20 protein-coding genes and 3 pseudogenes are annotated in these 21,242 nt (G+C 72.6%); 11 read left to right on the top strand and 12 right to left on the bottom strand.

What is annotated here, in order from left to right; all coding sequences use genetic code 11:
* Nucleotides 1-547: 547 nt before the first annotated feature.
* From H8R17_RS39755 to H8R17_RS39735, 5 genes and pseudogenes are all read right to left on the bottom strand, one after another.
* The gene (locus tag H8R17_RS39755; protein ID WP_187828066.1) at nt 548-1,075 is read right to left on the bottom strand and encodes an NUDIX hydrolase family protein; all 528 of its coding nucleotides are present in this window, start codon (nt 1,073-1,075) and stop codon (nt 548-550) included.
* A 107-nt stretch (nt 1,076-1,182) separates the two neighbouring features.
* Nucleotides 1,183-1,407: pseudogene (locus tag H8R17_RS39750) on the bottom strand (amidohydrolase); the annotation flags it as partial.
* 12 nt (nt 1,408-1,419) lie between these two features.
* Nucleotides 1,420-2,823, bottom strand: a complete 1,404-nt coding sequence (locus tag H8R17_RS39745; RefSeq protein WP_187828063.1) for a glutamine synthetase family protein — start codon at nt 2,821-2,823, stop codon at nt 1,420-1,422.
* A gap of 57 nt (nt 2,824-2,880) precedes the next feature.
* Nucleotides 2,881-3,693, bottom strand: coding sequence for an SAM-dependent methyltransferase (locus H8R17_RS39740; protein ID WP_187828062.1), 813 nt, complete (start codon nt 3,691-3,693; stop codon nt 2,881-2,883).
* A 107-nt stretch (nt 3,694-3,800) separates the two neighbouring features.
* Entirely contained in the window at nt 3,801-4,538 is a 738-nt protein-coding gene (locus H8R17_RS39735) for a response regulator transcription factor (RefSeq protein WP_187828065.1), read from the bottom strand.
* A gap of 648 nt (nt 4,539-5,186) precedes the next feature.
* On the opposite strand from H8R17_RS39735, the gene H8R17_RS39730 reads away from it, so the two are divergent.
* The 8 genes from H8R17_RS39730 to H8R17_RS39695 all read left to right on the top strand — a co-directional run bounded on the left by H8R17_RS39730 (nt 5,187) and on the right by H8R17_RS39695 (nt 13,348).
* A complete protein-coding gene (locus tag H8R17_RS39730; protein ID WP_187828061.1) occupies nt 5,187-6,353 on the top strand; it encodes a sensor histidine kinase in 1,167 nt (388 codons plus the stop codon).
* Between the two features lie 104 nt (nt 6,354-6,457).
* Entirely contained in the window at nt 6,458-7,099 is a 642-nt protein-coding gene (locus H8R17_RS39725) for a helix-turn-helix domain-containing protein (protein WP_187828060.1), read from the top strand.
* 45 nt (nt 7,100-7,144) lie between these two features.
* Nucleotides 7,145-8,470 (top strand): Xaa-Pro peptidase family protein, encoded by a 1,326-nt coding sequence (locus H8R17_RS39720; protein WP_187828059.1) that lies wholly within the window; start codon nt 7,145-7,147, stop codon nt 8,468-8,470.
* Complete coding sequence (locus H8R17_RS39715; protein ID WP_187828058.1) at nt 8,470-9,447, top strand: thiamine pyrophosphate-dependent dehydrogenase E1 component subunit alpha; 978 nt, start codon at nt 8,470-8,472, stop codon at nt 9,445-9,447. Before H8R17_RS39720 ends, H8R17_RS39715 begins: the two co-directional genes overlap by 1 nt.
* The gene (locus tag H8R17_RS39710) at nt 9,435-10,415 is read left to right on the top strand and encodes an alpha-ketoacid dehydrogenase subunit beta (protein ID WP_187828057.1); all 981 of its coding nucleotides are present in this window, start codon (nt 9,435-9,437) and stop codon (nt 10,413-10,415) included. Before H8R17_RS39715 ends, H8R17_RS39710 begins: the two co-directional genes overlap by 13 nt.
* Before the next feature lie 22 nt (nt 10,416-10,437).
* Complete coding sequence (locus tag H8R17_RS39705; RefSeq protein WP_187828056.1) at nt 10,438-11,790, top strand: amidohydrolase family protein; 1,353 nt, start codon at nt 10,438-10,440, stop codon at nt 11,788-11,790.
* Entirely contained in the window at nt 11,787-12,662 is an 876-nt protein-coding gene (locus H8R17_RS39700; RefSeq protein WP_187828055.1) for a cupin domain-containing protein, read from the top strand. The genes H8R17_RS39705 and H8R17_RS39700 overlap by 4 nt, the downstream gene beginning before the upstream one ends.
* Nucleotides 12,659-13,348 carry an SDR family NAD(P)-dependent oxidoreductase gene (locus H8R17_RS39695; RefSeq protein WP_187828054.1) on the top strand — a complete coding sequence of 230 codons (690 nt, stop codon included), beginning with the start codon at nt 12,659-12,661 and terminating at the stop codon, nt 13,346-13,348. Before H8R17_RS39700 ends, H8R17_RS39695 begins: the two co-directional genes overlap by 4 nt.
* 1 nt (nt 13,349) lies before the next feature.
* Here the strand turns inward: H8R17_RS39695 and H8R17_RS39690 are convergent, their stop codons facing one another.
* The 6 genes and pseudogenes from H8R17_RS39690 to H8R17_RS39665 form a co-directional block, all read right to left on the bottom strand.
* Entirely contained in the window at nt 13,350-14,156 is an 807-nt protein-coding gene (locus H8R17_RS39690) for an SAM-dependent methyltransferase (RefSeq protein ID WP_187828053.1), read from the bottom strand.
* Between the two features lie 48 nt (nt 14,157-14,204).
* Nucleotides 14,205-14,870 (bottom strand): endonuclease, encoded by a 666-nt coding sequence (locus H8R17_RS39685; RefSeq protein ID WP_187828052.1) that lies wholly within the window; start codon nt 14,868-14,870, stop codon nt 14,205-14,207.
* Nucleotides 14,867-15,205, bottom strand: coding sequence for a DUF3140 domain-containing protein (locus H8R17_RS39680; RefSeq protein WP_187828051.1), 339 nt, complete (start codon nt 15,203-15,205; stop codon nt 14,867-14,869). Before H8R17_RS39680 ends, H8R17_RS39685 begins: the two co-directional genes overlap by 4 nt.
* Nucleotides 15,206-15,241: 36 nt before the next feature.
* Entirely contained in the window at nt 15,242-15,727 is a 486-nt protein-coding gene (locus H8R17_RS39675; protein ID WP_187828050.1) for a Dps family protein, read from the bottom strand.
* 61 nt (nt 15,728-15,788) lie between these two features.
* Nucleotides 15,789-16,010: pseudogene (locus tag H8R17_RS47995) on the bottom strand (WhiB family transcriptional regulator); the annotation flags it as partial.
* Between the two features lie 162 nt (nt 16,011-16,172).
* On the bottom strand, nt 16,173-16,985 hold the full coding sequence (locus H8R17_RS39665) for an alpha/beta hydrolase (RefSeq protein WP_187828049.1): 813 nt from the start codon (nt 16,983-16,985) through the stop codon (nt 16,173-16,175).
* 69 nt (nt 16,986-17,054) lie between these two features.
* On the opposite strand from H8R17_RS39665, the pseudogene H8R17_RS39660 reads away from it, so the two are divergent.
* Nucleotides 17,055-17,886: pseudogene (locus tag H8R17_RS39660) on the top strand (acetyl-CoA C-acyltransferase); the annotation flags it as partial.
* A gap of 37 nt (nt 17,887-17,923) precedes the next feature.
* Nucleotides 17,924-18,697: a sulfite exporter TauE/SafE family protein gene (locus H8R17_RS39655; protein ID WP_187828048.1), complete on the top strand. Its 774-nt coding sequence runs from the start codon at nt 17,924-17,926 to the stop codon at nt 18,695-18,697.
* A gap of 28 nt (nt 18,698-18,725) precedes the next feature.
* On the opposite strand, the gene H8R17_RS39650 is transcribed toward H8R17_RS39655, so the two are convergent.
* Nucleotides 18,726-19,529, bottom strand: coding sequence for an HAD-IIA family hydrolase (locus H8R17_RS39650; RefSeq protein ID WP_187828047.1), 804 nt, complete (start codon nt 19,527-19,529; stop codon nt 18,726-18,728).
* 817 nt (nt 19,530-20,346) lie between these two features.
* On the opposite strand from H8R17_RS39650, the gene H8R17_RS39645 reads away from it, so the two are divergent.
* Nucleotides 20,347-21,102 (top strand): cobalt-precorrin-6A reductase, encoded by a 756-nt coding sequence (locus H8R17_RS39645; RefSeq protein WP_187828046.1) that lies wholly within the window; start codon nt 20,347-20,349, stop codon nt 21,100-21,102.
* Nucleotides 21,103-21,242: the final 140 nt, after the last annotated feature.

The following is a 21,242-nucleotide window of genomic DNA, read 5'->3' as shown; positions in this document are numbered from 1 at the left end:
CGCATCACTGGCCATGCACCCACCGGGACCGAGAGGTCACAACCCTACTCGTGAGGGCTGCAGAAGGGATGGTCCTCTAATGAGCTTCGACAGGATCCTTCTCATCGTCTCGATGGCGACCTCCACAGTGCTGGCCGTGCGACGGATCCGGGCACGTCTCAGGGAAGACCGGAAGCGATGACCCTTCAGTTGGAGATCGGTGGCGCTGCTGTAGTTCCTCGACGACAGTCCGCCGGCTGGTGCGGTTGCAGGGATTCGATGAACCGGTGCAACAGCGCGGTGACAGCCGGAGCGTCACCGGTGCCTGCACGGTGAAGTCGGCGTGTGCGCGGCTCGCGGCCCGCACCATCGGGTGCATGGTGCTCCACCGCCGCGGTCACCGGCCGGGCCGCGCCGTCCCCGTCGCGGGTCCTCGATGGCGATCAGCTTCAGACCGGCCAGGCCCTTCAGGTGCGTGTTCCGTCGCTCCTTTCCCCGCGCTGTCACCCGGGCACCGGCCCCCTCGGCACCGGTTCCGCCGGACCACGGCCCGCGCCGTCCCGACCGGTCAGATCACACAGCCCACATGCGCCAGCGCCTGCTTCAGCAGCACCCCGTGCCCACCCGGCATCTCGCTCTGCACCGCCGGCGACAGGGCTTCCTGCGGGCTGAACCACACCAGGTCGAGCGCGTCCTGCCGGGGGCGGCAGTCGCCGGTGACCGGCACGATGTAGGCGAGCGACACCGCGTGCTGGCGCGGGTCGTGGTACGGCGTGATGCCCTGGGTCGGGAAGTACTCCGCGACCGTGAAGGGCTGGAGCGCCGCCGGGACGCGGGGCAGGGCCACCGGGCCGAGGTCCTTCTCCAGGTGGCGCAGCAGCGCGTCGCGGACCCGCTCGTGGTGCAGCACGCGGCCGGAGACCAGCGTCCGGCTGACCGTGCCGTCCGGGCCGATGCGCAGCAGCAGGCCGACACTGATGACTTCGCCGCTGTCGTCGACGCGCACGGGAACGGCGTCGACGTACAGGATCGGCATGCGGGCGCGTGCTTGCTCCAGTTCGTCGGGAGCCAGCCAGCCGGTCGTGGTTTCGGTCATGTCAGACATTGCTTGATCATACTTTCAGCCGTTCGGGCTTCTGGGGAGCCGCTCCGGGACAACTGTGACCGGCCACACTTCGGCCACGATGGCCGGCCACCCACTGTTCAGCCTCCGTTCGGCGGGTCGCCGGACAGCCGGTAGACCCGGCGGGCGTTGTCGCGGCCCGCCCACGCGGCGATCCGCAGCGCGTCCGGCAGGGCCAGCTCGTCGGTGTCCACCCGCTCCTGCAGCAGGCCGGCCAGGCCGTGCCGGAAAGCCAGCGCGCCGAGGTGGTGGAACTCGGCCAGCCCATAGGCGTCCGAGCTGTACAGCAGCTTCCGGAACGGGGTGCCCCGCTCATCTCAGTACACCCAGCGGTACGCCGCCGCCACCTGCTCGTCGTCCAGCCCGGCGACGGCCGCCAGCTCCCCCTCCCGTACGGCGAGCACGGCGTCGGCCAGGACCGGGCCCAGCGCGTCCCGCAGTACGTCGTCCGTACGGAACTGGGCGACCGCCTCCTGAAGGGAGGCCGGCAGTCGGCGCACTCCCCGGGCCGTCGCCCGCGCCGGGGCGAGCCGCGCGGGGTCTCCGCTGATCTCCTCGGGCAGGGACAGCGCCGAGCCCAGTCCGTCGAGTCCGGCGGCGATCAGGCAGGCGAGGGCGAGATACGGGTTGGCGGCGAGGTCGACCGGTTTGACCTCCAGGTTGGCCGCCTGGTCGCGCACGCCCGCCGTGCCGGTGACGACGCGCAGCGCGGCCTCCCGGGTCTCCCGGCCCCACGCGGTGAACACCCCGGCCCACTGCGAGGGCCTGAGACGCAGATAGCTGGCCGGGCTCGGCGCGGTCACGGCCGTCAGTGCCGGCAGGCGGGCGAGGATGCCGGCCGCGAATGACTCGGCCTCGGCCGTCATGCCGTGCCGGCGAGCGCCCCCGGAGTGCAGGTTCGCCCCGTCCCGCCAGGCGGAGAGGTGGAGGTGCCCGCCGTTGCCGACGCCCTGCGCGAGGACCGCGGGGGAGAATGAGACCTTCAGCCCGTGCCGCTGCGACACGGCGCGGATCGTCTGCCGCACCAGCACGCTGCGGTCGGCCGCCGCCACCGGGTCGGCGGCGGCCACCGAGATCTCGAACTGCCCGGCCGCGTACTCGGGATGGACCTGGTCGACGTCCACGCCCTGCGCCGCGAGCGCCGCCAGCAGGTCGGCGAGGCAGTCACTCAGTTCGACCTGCCGGGTCGCGCCGTACGCCGGCCCCGACACCGCGGGCACGAACCCCCCACCGGGCGCGTCACCGCGGCCGACGGCCCACTCGATCTCGACGGCCGCCTTGAAGGTGAGGCCGTGCCGCTCGGCCGACCGGCTCACGATCCGGCGCAGCACGGTCCGCCCGCACCCCGGATGCCGCTCGCCCTCCTGCGTGATCCGGTCCACCGGCGCCCACGCCCAGCCGGGCTGCCCGGCCAGCACCACCAGCTGGTCGAGGTCCGGGTACAGGCGCAGGTCGCCGTCGGGGGAGCCGAGGACGTCGGTGGTGACGATCGCGTCGTTCGCCAGGAACGTGTCGAACACCGGCGACATGCCGACGCCCCAGGCCGCCGCCGAGGCAAGCTTCGCCGCCGGGATCGCCTTCACCCGGCCGATGCCCGCGGTGTCGACGTACGACAGCACGATGCCGTGCACGCCCCGCCCGGACAGCTCGGCGCCGAGCGCGGTGGCCCGCTCGACGTCACCGGGACGCCCGCCGGGCACGGGGTCGGCCAGGGTGGTCATACGTCCTCCTCGACGGGCTCGGCCCACACGGCGGTCAGGGCCCGTGAGCCTCTGTGGTCATGGCTTGTACGCCACCGCGCCGTACTGCGGGACCGCGGGCCGGGAGCCGTCCCCGGCACGCCAGTGCGCGCACGACACCATGCCCGGCTCCAGCAGCTCGAGGCCCTCGAAGAACGCGGCGATGTCGGCGCCGCTGCGGGCGGTGATCGGCGGAGTGGCGTTCTCGTTCCAGAACTTCATCGCCGGGATCTGGCCCTCGCCGCCGACCTCGGAGTCGAAGGTGGGGTGCGTGAGGACCAGATGGCTGCCGGAGGGCACCGCGGCCAGGACCCGGCGCACGATGTCCCGCGCCTTGTCCGTGTCGAGGACGAAGTTGAGGATGCCGAGCATCATCACGGCGACCGGCCTGCCGAAGTCGAGGGTCCGCGCGGCGCGTTCGAGGAACACGTCCGGGGCGTGCACGTCGGCGTCGATGTAGTCGGTGGCGCCCTCGCGGTTGCCGGTGAGCAGGGTGCGGGCGTGCGTGAGCACGATCGGGTCGTTGTCGACGTACACGATCCGCGCGTCGGGCGCGGTCCGCTGGGCGATCTCGTGGGTGTTGTCGGCGGTCGGCAGCCCGGTGCCGATGTCGAGGAACTGCCGCGTCCCGCGCTCCTCGGCCAGGAACGTCACCGCGCGGCCCAGGAACTCGCGGTCGGCGCGAGCGATGTCACGGATGACCGGGAACATCGTGGCGACGTGCTCGCCGACCTGCTGGTCGACCTCGTAGTTGTCCTTGCCGCCGATCCAGTAGTTCCACACTCGCGCGTTGTGCGCCACACCGGTGTTCAGCCTCGCGGCCCCGCTCGTCGGGGTGTGGCTCTCGCTCACGATCTCGCTCCTTCTCGCCCGTGCGGCCGTCGCCGCCCATTGTGCCGCCCGGTTGATCACACTGTCCCGGGAACCGGCGCAGGAGCACCGCCGCGCTGCGGGGTACGTCAGCCGGGCCGCGCGTACCCGTTCTGCCAGGCCCAGGCCGCGATCTCGACGCGGTTCCGGGCGTCCAGCTTGAGCTGGACGCTGGACAGGTGCGTCTTCACCGTGGACAGGGACACGTACAGCTCGGCCGCGATCTCGGCGTTGGTGCGGCCGAGGGCGACCAGGCGGACCGCGTCCAGCTCGCGCTCGGTCAGCGGCTCCGCGAGCGGTGCCGGGGCGGGCGGGGACGGGCGGCGCGGCACGGCTTCGGGGTCCGCCGCGCCGGTGACGTGCTTGAGCAGGCGGACCGTGATGGACGGCGAGACCAGCGAGTCGCCCGCCGCCGCGGCGCGCACCGCCTCCGCGAGGAGCGTGGGCCCGGAGTCCTTGAGCAGGAACCCGCAGGCACCGCCGCGCAGCGCCCCGTACACGTACTCGTCGAGGTCGAAGGTGGTGACCACGACCACCCGCAGCGGATCGGCCACGTCGGGCCCGGCCAGCAGCCGGGTCGCCTCCAGGCCGTCCAGCTTCGGCATCCGGATGTCCAGCAGGCACACGTCGGGCTGGACTTGGTGCGCCAGAGCCACCGCCTCCTCGCCGTCCCGGGCCTCGGCGACCACGGTGATGTCCGGCTGGGCGTCCAGGAAGAAGCGGAAGCCGGTGCGGACCATGTCCTGGTCGTCGGCGATGAGCACGCGGATCGGCGCACCGGGAGCACTGGGCCGGCCGGGCTGCCCAAACGGAGCGGGGGTCGTCATGGCTCGATCATGCCTCAGAGGAAGGCGCCGGCGGGACACGGGGGAGAGCTGCGACACGAGCCGGATCGGGCGGGTGCGCCGTGGGTCGGTCTGCTGGGCGACGCCCAGCGGGGAGGTCGCCACCTGACGCAGCATCGACACCGCGCTGACGGTGATCAGCGCCGTCATGGCCAGCACCGCGAGCGCGAGACACGGCAGGCCCACCCACAGCTGCCCGGTGTACCAACCGCCGACGCCGTACGGGATCTCGGCGAGCGCGGGCAGCAGCACGTGGCCGAGCGCGCCCGCCGGCGCACCGGCCCCGCCCACGGCCGTCGACTCGGCGGCGGTCATCGCGATGATCTGCCGCGGCGTCGCCCCGGCCAGCCGCAGCGCGGCGAGCCGCTGTTCGCGCCGGGCAGCGCCCAGCCGCCCGGCCGCCGCTGCCGGCACGGTGATCTCGGCGCGGGCGGTCTGCCCCGCTGTCGTACCGACGAGAATCGGGTGCGCTGCATCACGCTCTCCTGAAGTGCGAAGGTCCGTGGGTGAGGAATGGCTCCACCCTCGCGGGCGCGGGCGCGCGCCTCGGCCGAACGGCCAGCGTTGCGGGGCGGGCACCTCGACCGTTCGGCCGATCCCGCCGGCCGGAGGCCCGTTTACGGTGAGCGCATGAAACACCTCTCCGGCCGCGGCTGCGCACGCATCGCCGCGGTGGGCGTCCTGCTCGCAGCCACGGCCCTCGACGTGCTCTACACCGGCGGCACCGGCACCCCGCTCTGGCCGCCGGCGATCGTGCTGCCCGTCGCCCTCCTCGCCGTCCTGTGGCCGGCCGGCCTGCGCCCGGACTGGCTCACTCCGCAGCTGCGTACCGCCGTGCCCGCGATCCTCTCCCTGCTCTACACGGCGCACACGCTCCTGCCCGGCCGGACGGGGATGTTCGGACCGGGCGAGTCCGCCCTCCTGCTGTGCCTGCTGTTCATCGCCGTACGGCACTGCCCGCGGCCCTGGGCCCTGGTGTGCGGCGTGCTCGACGCGGCCGCCCTGGTCAGCTCACCCGTGCGCTGGTTCGGCACGTTCCGCGGCGATGCGGTGGCCTTCGTCCTGCTCGGCCTGGTCCTGGTCGGACTCGTGACCGGGCTCGCGGCCTACCTGCGCTCGCAGGACTACCGGCGCACCGTGGCCGTCGGCGAGACCCGCCGCTCCGAACGCGTCGCCATCGCCGCAGACCTGCACGACTTCGTCGCCCACCACGTCACCGGCATCCTCGTGCAGACCCAGGTGGCCCGCATGATGGCCGCCTCCCGCACGAACGACGTCAACCCGGTCCTCGCCGGCATCGAACACGCCGCCACCGAGGCCCTGTCCTCCATGCGCCGCACCGTGGGCGTGCTGCGCGACACCGGCCCGGAGTCGGCCGGCCGCCGCCCGGTCGGCGACCTGGCGGGCATCACCGACCTGGCCGAGCACTTTGCCGGCCCCATCCAGAAGGTCACCGTGCACCGCGACCCGGCCGTGCCCGGCGACCTGCCCCACGAGGTGCAGGCCGGCGCCTTCCGGGTCGTCCAGGAGGCGCTGACCAACGTACGGCGGCACGCGGGCGACGCCACCGAGATCACCGTCCGCCTGGACTGCGCCGAGGGCCGGCTGCGGGTGTCGGTCGCGGACGACGGCCGCGGCGGCAGCCAGCTCCCCGAGGACGCCCGCGGCGGCGGCTTCGGCCTCGTCGGCCTCACGGAACGGGTCACCGCACTGGGCGGCTCGCTGCACGCCGGGCCGCGCGCCGGGGCCGGGTACGGGTGGGAGGTGCGGGCGGAGTTTCCGGTGCGGAGGCGGTGACGGCGGCTCTGGCGCCGTGGCCGCAGTGAGCTGTTCAATGAACCCGAGCTGTTCAATGCAGCTGCACAGGGAAGCCGGGAATGCCGCCCGCGAGAGGAGCCACCGTGTCCCCAGCCGCCGTGCCGCCGGTCGGCGCGCGCATCCGGGCGGCGCGTCTGGAGCGCGGGACGAGCCTGCGCGCCCTCGCCCGCGAGATCGGCGTGTCGGCGAGCCTGGTGTCGCAGATCGAGACCGGCAAGAGCCAGCCGTCGGTGAGCACCCTGTACGCGATCACCACGGCCCTGGGGATCTCCATCGAGACGCTTTTCGACGCGGGCGAGGCCGCCGCCGCCATGTCCCCGGTGGCGGGAGGGCCCGGCGCCGTCCTGCACGCCCTCGCCGCCTTCGCCACCGACCCCGGCCGCCGTATCGGGCCTGTGGTCACGCCGGACGAGCGGGAGGTACTGGAGCTGGACTCAGGCGTCGTGTGGGAGCGTCTCGGCCACGTGCCCGGCACCGACGTCGACTTCCTGCTGGTGACCTACCGGCCCGGCGGCGCCTCCTCCAGCTCCGGTGGCCTCATGCGCCACACCGGCACCGAGTACGGCTACCTGACCTCGGGCGAACTCGTCCTCACCCTCGGCTTCGACGAGTACAGCCTGCGCCACGGCGACGCGGTCTGCTTCGAGTCGACGACCCCGCACCGCTACCGCAATGATGGAGATGTGCCGGCCGTCGGCGTCTGGTTCGTGTTCAGTGACACTTGACACCCGCCGCACCCGGACGTTCACTCCGAAGTGGGGGTGGTCGCCATGGCGATCCGCACGTACGGACCCAATGCCGTCGACTGGGAAGAGCGCATCGACCTGGACCGGCTGCGCAGAGAGCGCCTGGCCCGGCTGCACGAGACCCTGAACCGCTCCGAGCTGGGCGCCGTCCTCAGCTTCGACTTCGCCAACATCCGCTATATGACGGCCACGCACATCGGCACCTGGGCGATGGACAAGCTGATCCGCTTCGCCCTGCTGGTGCGCGGCGGCGAACCGGTCGTCTGGGACTTCGGCTCCGCCGCCCGCCACCACCAGCTGTACAACCCGTGGCTCGACTACAGCGACGGCAAGGGCGGCCCGCCCACCGGCGCCCGGGCCGGCATCTCCACCCTGCGCGGCGCCTTCCACCCGGACGCGGGGATCGCCGAGGACGTCGCCCGCAAGATCGCCGCCGAGCTGCGCGAGCACGGCGTGGCGGGCGAACCCCTCGGCATCGACGTCGCCGAGATGCCGGTCCTCACCGCGCTGCGCGCCGAAGGCATCGACGTCGTGGACGGGCAGCAGGTCTTCCTGGAGGCCCGCCGCATCAAGACCGGCGACGAGATCGCCCTGCTCACCCAGGCCTGCGCGATGGTCGACGCGGCCTACGAGGAGCTGTACGGCTACCTGCGGCCGGGCGTGCGCGAGAACGAGTGCGTGGGCGTCGTCAGCAAGGTGCTCTACGACCTCGGCAGCGAGTACGTCGAGGGCGTCAACGCCATCTCCGGCGAACGCTGTTCACCGCACCCGCACGTCTACAGCGACCGCCTGATCCGCCCCGGCGACCCCGCGTTCTTCGACATCCTGCACAGCCACCTCGGCTACCGCACCTGCTACTACCGCACCTTCGCCGTCGGCAGCGCCTCCCGCGCGCAACGGGACGCGTACGTCCGGTGCCGCGAGTACATGGACCAGGCCATCGCCCTCGTCCGGCCCGGCGCCACCACCGCCGACATCGTCCAGGTGTGGCCGCGCGCCGAGGAGTTCGGCTTCGCCGACGAGACGGCCGCGTTCGCGTTGCAGTACGGCCATGGCGTCGGCCTGTCGATCTGGGAGAAGCCGATCTTCAGCCGCCTCGTCTCCCTCGACCGCCCCGAAGTCCTCGAAGAGGGCATGGTCTTCGCCCTGGAGACCTACTGGCCCGCCGCCGACGGCTGGTCCGCCGCCCGCATCGAGGAGGAGGTCGTCGTCACCGCCGACGGCTGCGAGGTCATCACCAAGTTCCCGGCCGAGGAACTGCTGGTGGCCGGACGGAAGTACTGGACGGTGGGCGGCGAGCTCAACACGCGGCGCGAGGCGCAGTCCCATCTCAACACCGGGGATCGCTGATGGAGGCGACCGAACTCCTCGCGCTGTACGAGCAGATGGCCCTCATCCGCCGTACGGAGAAGGCCGCCCACGACCTGTTCCTGCAAGGCCTCGTCAAGGGCACCACCCACCTCGCCGCCGGACAGGAGGCGATCGCGGTCGGCGCGAGCGCGGCCCTGCGCGCCGACGACTACGTGTTCGCCACCTACCGGGGGCACCACCACGCCATGGCCCGCGGCGCCACCCCCGAGGAGTGCCTCGCCGAGCTGATGAGCCGGGCGACCGGTCTGTGCCGGGCCAAGGGCGGCTCCATGCACCTGACCAAGGCGTCCACCGGCATGCTCGGCTCCTACGCCATCGTCGGCTCCCACCTGCCGATGGCGGTCGGCGCCGCCTGGTCCGCACGGCTGCGCGGCACCGGACAGCTCGCGGTCGCCTTCTTCGGCGACGGCGCCACCAACATCGGCGCATTCCACGAAGCCCTCAACCTGGCCGCCGTATGGAAGCTGCCCGTGCTGTTCGTCTGCGAGAACAACCTGTACATGGAGTACACGCGGATCGCCGACGTCACGGCCGTGCCCCGGCCCGCGGCCGACCGGGCACCCTCGTACGGCATCCCGGGCGAGGTCGTCGACGGCAACGACGTCGTCGCCGTACACGAAGCCGTGGACCGGTTCGCACGGCGGGCCCGGGCCGGAGACGGGCCCGCCGTGCTGGAGGCCGAGACCTACCGCCACTTCGGGCACAGCCGCGCCGACCCGGCCACCTACCGCCCGGCCGAGGAGGTCGAACGCTGGCTCAGGCACGACCCGCTGGACCTGGCACGAGGGCGGCTCGCCGAGCTGGGCGTACCGCCGGAGACGAGCACCGCGGCCGACGAGCGCGCACGGGCCGTAGTAGAACAGGCCGTGGCGGCGGCGAAGGCCGCGCCGCCGCCCGATCCGCGTGAGGCGCTGACCGATGTGTGGGCCGAGGGAGGTGCCGCATGGCGGACGTGATCACCTACCGGGAGGCGGTCGCCGAGGGCATCGCACGGGAGATGCGCCGGGACCCGGCCGTGGTGTGCCTGGGGGAGGACATCGGCGAGGCCGGCGGGGTGTTCAAGACGACCGTCGGGCTGCTCAAGGAGTTCGGTCCGGAGCGGGTGTGGGACACGCCCATCTCCGAACAGGCCATCGTGGGCGCGGCGATGGGTGCCGCGATAACCGGGATGCGGCCGGTCGCGGAGATCATGTTCTCGGACTTCCTGGCCTGCTGCTGGGACTACCTCGCCAACGAGATCCCCAAGGTGCGCTACATGACGGGCGGCCAGGTCACCGTGCCGCTCGTCGTGCGCACCGCCAACGGCGGCGGGCTCGGCTTCGGCGCCCAGCACTCGCAGGCCACGGAGAACTGGGCGCTGACCGTCCCCGGCCTGAAGATCGCCGCACCGTCGACGCCCGCCGACGTCGTCGGCATGCTGGCCGCCGCGATCCGCAGCGACGACCCGGTCGTGTTCTTCGAGCACAAGGGGCTGCTCGCGACCAAGGGGCCGCTCCCGCCGCCGGACCATATCGTCGAGCTGGGCCGCGCCGCCGTCGTCCGCGAGGGCGCGGACGTGACCCTGGTGGCCCTCGCCTCGATGGTGCCGGTGGCCCTCGAGGCCGCCGCCGGCCTCGCACAGGAGGGCATCGACGCGGAGGTGATCGACCTGCGCTGCCTGGTCCCGCTCGACGTGAGCCGTGTCCTCACCTCACTGCGACGGACCTCGCGGCTGGTGACCGTCGAGGAGAACCCGTACCAGGGCGGATGGGGCGCCACCCTCGTGTCGGTCGTCGCCGACGAGGGCTTCGGCCTGCTGGAGGCACCGGTCAGACGCGTGGCGGCGCAGTGCGTGCCGCTGCCGTTCGCCGACGCGCTGGAGGACCAGGTCATCCCCGCCGCCGACACCGTCGTGACGGCGGTCCGCGCACTCGCCGCTTACTGAACACCCCATGGGAGGAAGGGCGATGACCACTCGGATGCTGCTCCGCTCCGGCCGTGTGATCTCGATGGATCCCGAGATCGGAGACCTGCCCAGGGGGGACGTCCTCATCGAGGACGGACGTATCGCGGCGGTGGCGCCGGACATCGGCGCCGACGCCGAGATCCTCGACATGACCGGCCGCATCGTGATCCCCGGCTTCGTCGACACCCACCGCCACACCTGGGAGGCGCCGATCCGCGGCGTCGCCCCCGACGCCACCCTCGACGACTACTTCGTCGACATCCTCGACACGTTCGCGCCGCTGTACACGCCCGAGGACGTGTACGCGGGCAACCTCGCGGGCGCGCTGGAATGCCTCAACGCGGGCATCACCACCCTGGTCGACTGGTCGCACATCAACAACACGCCTGAGCACCCGGACGCCGCGATCCAGGCGCTGGCCGAGTCCGGGATCCGCGCGCAGTACGCGTACGGCTGCGCCAACACCTCGCTCGCCGACTACTGGTTCGAGAGCAAGATCGCCGTACCGCCCGACGACGTACGGCGCATCCGCGCCAAGTACTTCCCCTCCGACAGCGGCCTGCTCACCATGGCGCTGGCCACCCGTGGCCCCGGCTTCTGCGTCAACGACGTCGTCTCCGCCGAGTGGGCGCTCGCCCGCGAACTCGGCATCCCGATCACCGTGCACGTGGCCATGGGCCGCCTCGCCGGCCGCTTCGGCATGGTCAGGCAGCTCCACGACCTGGGGCTGCTCGGACCGGACACCACCTACATCCACTGCTGCTACCTCCATGAGGAGGAGTGGCGGATGGTCGCCGACAGCGGCGGCACGGTCTCGATCGCGCCGCAGGTCGAGGAGCAGATGGGGCACGGCTGGCCGCCCGTGATGGCGGCGCTCGAGCACGGACTGCGGCCGTCGTTGAGCATCGACGTCGTCACCACCGTCCCCGGCGACATGTTCACCCAGATCCGCGCCGCCTTCGGCGCCGAACGCGCCCGCGTCAACGCCGACTGCTGGCAGGCCAACCTGCCGGTGCCGGACACCATGCTGACCGCTCGCCAGATGCTGGAGATCGCCACACGCAACGGTGCCCACGTCGCGGGCGTGGAGGACCGCACCGGCTCCCTGACCCCCGGCAAGCGCGCCGACGTCGTCGCGCTCGACGCGACCGCCCTGAACATGGCCCCGGCGCACGACGCGGCCGCCGCTGTGACGCTGTGCGCGGACGTGTCCAACGTGGAGACCGTTATCGTCGACGGCGTGCTGCGCAAGCGGGACGGGCGGCTGCTCGGCGAGGTGGCCCGGGCGCGGCGGCTCGTCGAGGAGTCCCGCGACCGGCTCCTCGCGGCGAAGGAGGCGAAGGCCGCGGCATGACCCACCACCTGGTGCGCCGGGCCGCCGACCTGCCCGAGCCGCCGTACGACGCCCACGGCCACCGGCGGCGGACGCTGGTCGGCGAGGACGACGGCAGCGTGCACACCGGCTTCGGCCTGTGCGAACTGCGGCCGGACGGCCACGTGCCGGCCCGCGTGAACTCCTACGAGGAGAGCTTCCACGTCCTCGACGGGGCCGTGATCCTCGACGTGCCCGAGGGGTCGTACCTCCTCGAAGAGGGCGACTACGGCCTGCTGCCGACCGGTGTCCCGCACGCCTGGCGCGGCGCCGGGGACACGTCGGGGCGCTGGGCCGACATGCTGGCACCGGTCCCGCGGGCCCGGTACGGTCACGACACCCAGCGCGTGCCCGACCTGCCGCCGCGCGATCCCGTGCGCATCGACGTCCGCGACCCGCGCACCCGCTCCTTCGGCCACTTCGAGCCCGCCCAGATGGACCCGGGCAGGCAGTCCCAGGACCTGCTGGCCGTGTCTGCGAGCATGCGCACCGCGCTGCTGGTCTACAGCGGCATCACCGTGAAGGTGATGGTCGACCGTGACCTGGGCGCCGTCTCCTCGACGATGTTCATGGTGCAGTACGCGCCGGACGGCGTCGCGGGCACCCACGACCACCCCTTCGAGGAGACGTACCTGATCCTCGAAGGAGTCGTGGACGCGACCTTCGACGGCGCGACGTACCGGCTGGGGCCGGGTGACGTGGCCTGGGCGGGCGCCGGGTGCGTGCACGGCTTCGCGGGCGCGGGGGAGGGCCCGGTGCGCTGGCTGGAGACACAGGCGCCGCAGCCGCCGTCCCGGCACTCCTACCGGTTCACACGCGACTGGGAATACCTGAGGGAGGCCCTGGACTCATGAGCAGCGCCCTTGTCATCGGCGGTACGTCCGGAATCGGCCGCGAGTTCGCCCGCGTCCGTGCCGAGCGCGGGGACGAGGTGGTCCTCACCGGCCGCGAGGCCCACCGCGCGGACACCGTCGCCAAGGAGATCGGCGCCCGTGGGCTCGCCCTCGACCTGTCCCGGCCCCGGGAGATCGCCCCGGCGCTGGCCGGCGTCGGGCGCGTCGACCACCTGGTGATCGCGGGTGTCTCCCGCGACGACAACAAGGTGACCGACTACGACATCGACGCCGCCCTGCGTCTGGTCACCCTCAAACTCGTCGGCTACACGGAGGTCGTGCACGCGCTGCGCACCCGGCTGCACGACGACAGCGCGATCGTGCTGTTCGGCGGACAGGCCAAGGAGCGCCCGTATCCCGGCGCGACCACGGTGGCGACGGTCAACGCGGGCGTGGGCGGCCTGGTGAACACCCTCGCTGTCGAGCTCGCCCCGATCCGGGTCAACGCCGTCCACCCCGGCGTGGTCGGCGACAGCCCGTACTGGCAGGCCAAGCCGGAGAAGGTGCTCGCCGCCCTGCGCACCGAGACCCCCACCGGCCGGCTCGCCACGATGGCCGACGTGGTGGACGCGGTCGACTTCCTGCTGCGCAACTCCTCGGTCAACGCGGTCGAACTGAGCGTGGACGGAGGGTGGTTGCTGGGCTGAGTCAGGGTTTGATCCCCACTGCGCCGTACAGCGAGACGACACCGTCCTCCTCCGGCTCCTCGTCCTGCGCGGGACGCCAGTCCGCCAGGGACACGATCCCCGGTGCCATCAGCTCAAGACCCTTGAAGAAGGCGCTCGTCTCGGTGTGCGAACGGGCCACCAGCGTCACGCCGCTCGCCGCGTACGCCTCGATGCCCCGCCGCACGTTCTCCGGCTCGAAGTCGGCGGTCATCGCGGACAGGACCAGGCAACTGCCCGGTGCCAGCGCGTCGACCAGCGTGCGCACCAGGTCGTGAGCGCCGTCCTCGTCGGCGACGAAGTGCAGCAGAGCGATCAGCGACACGGCGACCGGCCGGGCGAAGTCGACGGCGGCGGCGGCCTGTTCGAGGATCCTGGCGGGCTCGCGGGCGTCGGCCTGGAGGTACTTCGTCACCCCTTCCGGAGTGCCCTGCAGCAGGGCGGCGGCGTGCGCGAGGACGATGGGGTCGTTGTCGACGTAGACCACGCGTGCGTCCGGCGCGACGGACTGGGCGACCTGGTGGAGGTTGGGCTCGGTGGGGATGCCGGTGCCGACGTCGAGGAACTGGCGGATTCCCGTCTCGCGCGCCAGCACGCGGGTGGCCCGCCGCATGAACCGGCGGTTGGCGCGGGCCGCGCGGGGCGCCTCCGCGTTGATCGACGTGATCCGGCGGCCGAGTTCCTCGTCGACCGGGTAGTTGTCCTTGCCGCCGAGGAACCAGTCGTACACGCGGGCCGGATGCGGCCGGGTCGTGTCGATCCGGGATGTGGCCGGCTCGGTTCCGGTCACGCGGTGCTCCTTCGTGCTCGTCCGGCAACTGCGAGCAGTCTGGCACGGTCAGCCCGCGCGGCGGAGAGTGTCTTCGGCCACCTCCTTGTCGATCGCGGCCCGCACCAACGCGGCCGCGAGCACGGCCGGTTCGGTGTTCCCGGCCAGCTCGACGAGCCGGTCCGGGTCCTTCGGCAGGTTCAGCCGCTCCGCCCCGTCCAGGGCCTTGCGGTCCAGGTAGGGAGCCGCCTCCGGCCAGACGCCCTGTGCCTCGCGCAGGAAGATGTCCGCGCCGGACGGGCCCACCCCGGGGAACTCCTGCAGCAGATGGCGCAGTTCGCCGGCCTTGCCGTCCGCCTCCTTGCGCAGCCGCCGCAAATCACCGCCCCACCGCTTGGTCAACAGCTCGGCTCCGTCGCCGAGTTGTGTGGCCGTGCGCTCGTCGTAGCGCCGGTAGCCGCCCCGGCCCAGCGCGTCCACCCGCTCCTGCCAGTCGGCCTCGGCCATCCGGCGCGGATTGCGCAGCCCCGCCTCGTGCAGGGCACGCGCGGTGGCCACCGCGATCGAGCCGCTGATGCGGGCGCTGAGCAGGTGGGACAGCACCAGCAGCCGGTACAGCGGCTGCGGGGTGTCCGTCAGCTTGATGCCCGCCTCCTCGGCGAACGTCTGCCCGTGCGCGCCGACGAGTTCCCGTACGACGTGCCGGTCCCGGTCCTTGCCGCCGCGGGCGTTCATGGCGTCGCCTTCAGCGGATCGTGGCCGAGAGTCATCAGCCGGTGCCGTCGCCGGGTGTCCTCCGCCTCCGGCTCGTTCTCCAGATCGACCTGCGAGGTGACCGTGTCCACGACCTTCCGCATCACCCGGATGTCGTCGTCGGTCAGATCCATCCGCCGCTTCTGCAGGATCGACAGCACATGCTGCCCGGTGGGCGAGCCCGGATCCTCCGGCAGCGGCTCGGTCTCCTCGTCGGCGTAACGCACCCGCAGCCAGGCCGCGAGCTCCTGCGAGGTCATGTTCACGACGCGGTGGAAGTTCTCCCACAGCGCGTCGAGTTCAAGGGCGTCGGTCATCGCGTGCCCCTTTCGTACGACCGTGCCGTGGGCCGGTCAGGTGTCACGGGGGAAGTTCTCGGCGTCGAACATCCACCGCTGCTTCTCCAGGTCGGCGGTGATGCCGATCAGCAGGTCCTGGGTGACCAGATCGGACTTCTCGGTCGCGTCGATCCGCTCGCGCAGCCGTCCGATCGCCGCCTCCAGCGACTCCACCATCATCTGCACGACATCCGAGTCGCGCAGCCGGCCCTCCTTGGGCGACGGCAGACCGTAATCTGCGGAGACGGTCTCCGGCCGGCCGTCCGGCGGGACGCCGAGTGCCGCGGCGCGCTCCGCCACCGTGTCGGCGTAGGAGCGGGCGCTGTTCACCACCTCGTCCAGCTGGAAGTGGATCGAGCGGAACCGCGGTCCCACGATGTTCCAGTGCGTCTGCTTGCCGATGAGCGAGAGCCCGACCAGGTCGATCAGGGTGTCCTGCAATGCCTCACAGGTGACCCGGCGCGCCTCCTCGGGCAGCGTGCTCTTCACGACCGATGTCATAGCGCGCTTCTCCTTCGTGCGTCGTCCCCGTCTGTCCGGATGGTACGGAGCCGGCCCGGGCGGTCCGGAGCAGCACGATGCGTTCCCCTTCGCAGGTTCCGCCCCAGACGCCCGAGGTCTGTCCGCTGCGCAGCGCGAACGTCAGACACTGGGTGATCACCTCGCAGCGGGCGCACACGCGCTTGGCGGCCGCGATGTCCCGCAACGCAGGTCCCGTCGTGCCCACGGGGAAGAACAACTCAGGGTCCTCACCCACACAGGCTGCTCTCCGTAACCACTCCATGCGGGCGCGGGTGCCCAGGGCGAACCGGTGCAAACGCCACGCAGGGGCCAAGGCCGCGGCCGCAGCCGCGAGGACGCCATTCGGCAACGCCGTCAGGCGGCCGCGAGGACGCCGTCAAAGGAACGCGTCAGGCACCCACGGCGACGCCGGCCGGGAACGCTGTCAGGTCCCTGTGAGGACGCCGTCCAGGAACCCTGTCAGATCCCTGAACACCTCCGCCCTGTTCGTCTCGTTGAACACCTCGTGCCGGGCGCCGGCATAGAGCTGCTCGGCCAGCGAGCCGCCGTTCAGCTCCTCGACGCCGACGCGGCTGCCGGGCAGCGGCACCAGCCGGTCGTCGTCGCCGTGCAGCCACAGCAGCGGCAGCCGCCCCACGTCGCCGCCCTTCGACACGGTCTCCAGCGTCCGCGCGAACGCCTGCAGCGTCGGCCGCTTCATCGGCCCGTGCCAGACGAGCGGATCCGCCGTGTACGCCGCGCCGACCGCCGGATCACGGGACAGCGAGGCCGGGCTGATCGGCGTGTCCGGGATCTCGTCGTGGGCGAGCAGCCGCCCCGGCAGCTCCCAGGCCCCGATCACCGGCCCGGACAGTACGAGCGCGGTGAGTTCGTCGCCGTAGCGCTGCGCGAACCGGGCCGCGATCAGGCCGCCCATGGAGTGCCCGATCATGACGACCGGCAGGCCCGGACAGGCGGCCCTGGCCAGCTCGGCCACGGCGTGCACATCGGTGACCACGTCCTCGAAGTCCTCGATCACCACACGCTCGCCCGCCGACCGCCCATGGCCCATGTGATCGGGCCCGAACACGGCCGCCCCATGCGCCACGAGGACACCGGCCACCTCGTCGTACCGGCCCATGTGCTCCCCGTATCCGTGCACGACGAGTGCGACGTACCGGGGTCGTGAGTCGCGCCACTCGCGAACCATGACGGTCCCCCGGTTCCCGGTGAGGGTGTGCTCGCGGACGTCGGCCATGGCTCCTCCGGCTGCGTCGGTGATGGTACCCGGGGATCTTCCCAGGGCACGGCGGGCCGGTCCATAGCCCACGACCTCGCCGCGACCGTGTTCCGCGGCCCGGTCGCCGACGTGCCCGCGCTCGACCCCGCCCGCGTCGACGACGTCTACTGGGGCGCCGCCAACCAGGCCGGTGAGGACAACCGCAACGTCGCCCGGAAGGCCGCGCTGCTCGCGGGCCTGCCCGCGTCGGTGCCCGGCGCCACGGTCAACCGCCTGTGTGTCTCCGGCCTGGAGGCGGTGACCACTGCGGCCCGCACCATCGCCGCCGGCGAGGCCGACATCTTGCTGGCCGGCGGCTCCGAGTCGATGAGCCGCGCCCCCTTCGTCCTGCCCCGCCCCGACGAGGCCCTGCCGCACCGTGTCGAGACCGCCGACACCCGGCTCGGCTGGCGCCTGGTCAACCCGGGGATGAAGGACCCGCAGGGCTTGCTCTCCATGGGCGAGACCGCGGAGGAGGCCGCCGCGCGGTACGGCATCCCGCGCGAGCGTCAGGACGAGTTCGCCCTGCGCAGCCACCGCCGGGCCGCCGACGCGCGCGGATACGGCCGCTTCGGCGACGAACTCCTGCCCGTGGAGCGCCCGGACGGCGCGGTCGTCAACAGCGACGAGTGCGTGCGCGCGGACACGTCGTACGAGAAGTTGTCCCGCCTGAAGCCGGTCTTCCGCGAGGGCGGCAGGGTCACCGCGGGCAACGCGTCCCCGATGAACGACGGCGCGGCCGGACTGCTCCTGGTCGGCGAGGAGGTCCCTGAACGACCTGGACCTGGAGTCCCTGGGCGGCTACGCCGCCGGTGCCTCGGCCGGCGTACACCCCGACGTGATGGGCATCGGCAACCGGCCAACAGGCGAGACGCTCCTTACCGCTACCGTTGGCTGCACGTAGCATCAGGGTCCGCATGGACACGATGACGCTCTGGCACATAACCGGCTGGGAGTTCGCCGCACTCGCCTTCGCCGCCCTCCTCGTCGGCTTCTCCAAAACCGCCGTGAGCGGTGCCAACACGGTCAGCCTCGCGATCTTCGCCGCGGTGCTGCCCGCCAGAGCCTCCACCGGCGTCCTCCTGCCGGTGCTCATCGCCGGAGACATCCTCGCCGTCCTCACCTACCGTCGGCACGCCCACTGGCCCACCCTGTGGCGGCTGTTCCCGGCCGTCGCGGCGGGCGTGGTCGTCGGCACGCTGTTCCTGATGTGGGCGGACGACGCGATCGTACGGACGTCCATCGGCGCGATCCTGCTGCTGATGGCCGGAGTGACGGTGTGGCGGCGGCGCGCGGCGGAAGCGGAGGAGGAACCCGGCTCGGTCACCAGCCGGGCGGGCCGCGTCAAGGCCCGCTCCTACGGCGTCCTCGGCGGCTTCACCACCATGGTCGCCAACGCGGGCGGCCCGGTGATGTCGATGTATCTCCTCTCCGCGGGCTTCCGCAAGCTCGGCTTCCTCGGCACGTCGGCCTTCTTCTTCCTGATCGTCAACGTCTCCAAGCTGCCCTTCAGCGCGGGCCTCGGCCTGATCGACGACCGCTCGCTGCTGCTCGACGCGGCGCTCGTGGTGTTCGTCGTGCCGGGCGCGTTGATCGGCAAGTGGGCGGTGAACCGGATCAACCAGCGGTTGTTCGAGCAGCTGGTGATCGCGGCGACGGTGGTGGGCGGAATCCAGCTGCTCCTGCGCTGACCAGCGGCTCTCGCAACGACTGGCCCGGCTACTCCTGCGCCGACCAACTCCGCAGCAGCCCCGGCAGATCCGCGAAGGACCCGATGACATGGTCGGGCGTGCCGCTCGCGGCCCGATGGGTCTGAGGCAGGTACTTCCCCGTCTTGACGAGGATCCCGGTGACCCCGGCCCGCTGCGCCGCCAGCACGTCCGACTCGATGTCGTCGCCCACCATCACCGCCTCGTCGGCCCCGGCCCCGAGGCGGCCGAGCGCGGCCCGGAAGAACGCGGCGGACGGCTTGCCGGTGATCTCGGCCGCGGTGTGCGCGGCCTGCTCCAGGCCGGCCAGGAACGCGCCGGCGTCCAGCTGAAGCCCGTCGTCCGTACGCCAGTACAGGTTGCGGTGCATCGCCACCAACCGCGCACCGCGCTGGAGATGCCCGAACGCCCGGTTGAGTTCCGCGTAGCCGAACTCGGGCCCGGCCCCGCCGACGATCACGACGTCCGGTACGGCATCGGCGTCCGCCGCGTCGACGACCGTGACGCCGTCGAGGTCCTCCTCGATGTCACCGCTGTTCAGCAGGGCGCAGCGGGCGCCGGGACAGTGCTCGGTCAGGTAGGCGGCGGTGACGGCGGGCGCGGTGAGGATGTCGTCCGCGGTCACGGGGAACCCCGCGTCCGCCAGCGCCCCGGCGATCGAGGCCCGCGTCCGGGACGTCGTGTTGGTGACAAGTGCGACGCCCAGACCCGCCTCCCGGATCTCCCGTAACGCCTCGACCGCACCGGGCAATGGCTGCCACGACACGGTGAGAACTCCGTCGATGTCGATCAGTACGGCACGCACGGATTCCATGCCTGGACGATATCGCCGGGACCGGCACGGCGCGGGGAGGCCCGGTGACCGTCTGCGACAGATGTTCGGGCGAGTGTCAGGTGCGCGGGGCCGCCTTCCCGACGAGGGACGCCGTCACCAAGGCAGCCGGTCGGTCGGCCACGGTGACTCCGACCACCGGCTGCGCCGGGGCGCGGCCGTACGGCCCACGGTCGCCGCCAGCTTGCGCAACCGCCGCCACTCCAGGCGGGGTTGCGACTGCGGCACGCCCGGCCGCCTCCGGGGGACGTGGACCCGGAGCGCACCGGGTCCGACACGGCACCGGACGGGAGTGGGCACGACGAGGGCCTCCCCGTCGATGCCGACTTCGATCTCCGCACGGTCGGAGGGGGCGCCTTTGGCCGCAGCAGTGTCACCCGGCAGCGGGCGTCTTTGGACGCGGGCTGAAGTCCCTTGCGGGTTTGGCCCGTTGACGTGGTCCTCCAGACGGGCACTCGTGACGCCGAGGCCGGGAACACCGCGCGGCGCCGGTGGCCGCCGCCGAACCGCGCCTCGGCGGCCGACCGGCGGCGGTGCTCCCGGCGGCAGCCCGCCCGCGAGGCTGTCGGCCACCGGCCGCCCGCGCCGCCCGGCGAGGGCGAGCCCGCGAACCCGCAGGAACAGGCTCATGGGATCGGCCGGGGCCGCAGACAACCCGGTAACCCGTCTCCGTGACGTGCCGTGTACGTGGCTTCCGTGACGTGCCGTGTATGCCGTCCCCGCGACGTGCCCCGTACGCCGCCCCCGCCACGCATCCCGCACGCGGCGGCCCCCGCGACGCGCCCCGTACCCTCGACCCATGTCCCCGCACGTCCTGGTCCTCGGCGGCACCACCGAGGCACGCGAACTGGCCGCCGAGCTCACGGCCCGCCCCGGCGTCCGGGTGACCACCTCGCTCGCTGGACGCGTGACGCGGCCGGGGGCGGTCGCGGGCGACGTACGGATCGGTGGGTTCGGTGGCGCCGAGGGGCTGGCCGACTGGCTGCGCGAGCAGCGCGTGGACGCCGTCGTCGACGCCACACACCCCTTCGCCGAGACGATCACGACGAACGCGAGGCTGGCCGCGACGGCGACCGGCCTGCCGTTGGTGGTGCTGCGCCGCCCCGGCTGGCGACCCGGCCCCCGGGACCGTTGGCACCCGGTCCCGTCGCTGGACGCGGCCGCCGACCTGCTCCCGAGCCTGGGCCGCCGGGTCTTCCTGACCACGGGCCGCCTGGGACTCGCGGCCTTCGCGCACCTGCCGGAACTCCACTTCTTCGTACGGTCCGTGGAGCCCCCCGAGCCGCCGATGCCGCGCGACCTGCGGGTGCTGCTGGCGCGCGGACCGTTCACCGTGGCCGGCGAGACGGCCCTGCTGCGCGAGCACCGCATCGACGTGCTGGTGACCAAGGACAGCGGCGCAGCCGCGACGGCCGCCAAACTCACGGCGGCCCGGGACCTCGCCCTGCCCGTCGTCGTCGTACGCCGCCCCCCGCTGCCGGAGGGCCTGCCAACGGCGCCCGACGTGGCCGGAGCCCTGGATCTCCTGGACCGGCTGGGCCCGCACCGGCCGTGACGGACACTCGGCACGTCCGCCCGTCACCCACCCGTGCCCGCCAGCGCTCCTTCTAGTAGGGCTTTGTTAGGTCCTGTGGTGGGGTTCGGGGGTGGGTGCGGGCTGGCCGCATATCGAGCAGGCGCCGGTCCAGGTGGCCA

The organism is Streptomyces sp. TRM68367, assembly GCF_014495685.1.
Taxonomy (GTDB): Bacteria; Actinomycetota; Actinomycetes; order Streptomycetales; family Streptomycetaceae; genus Streptomyces.
Note: the sequence above shows the minus strand (reverse complement) of the source record. Positions and strands in the feature narration are given on the sequence as shown.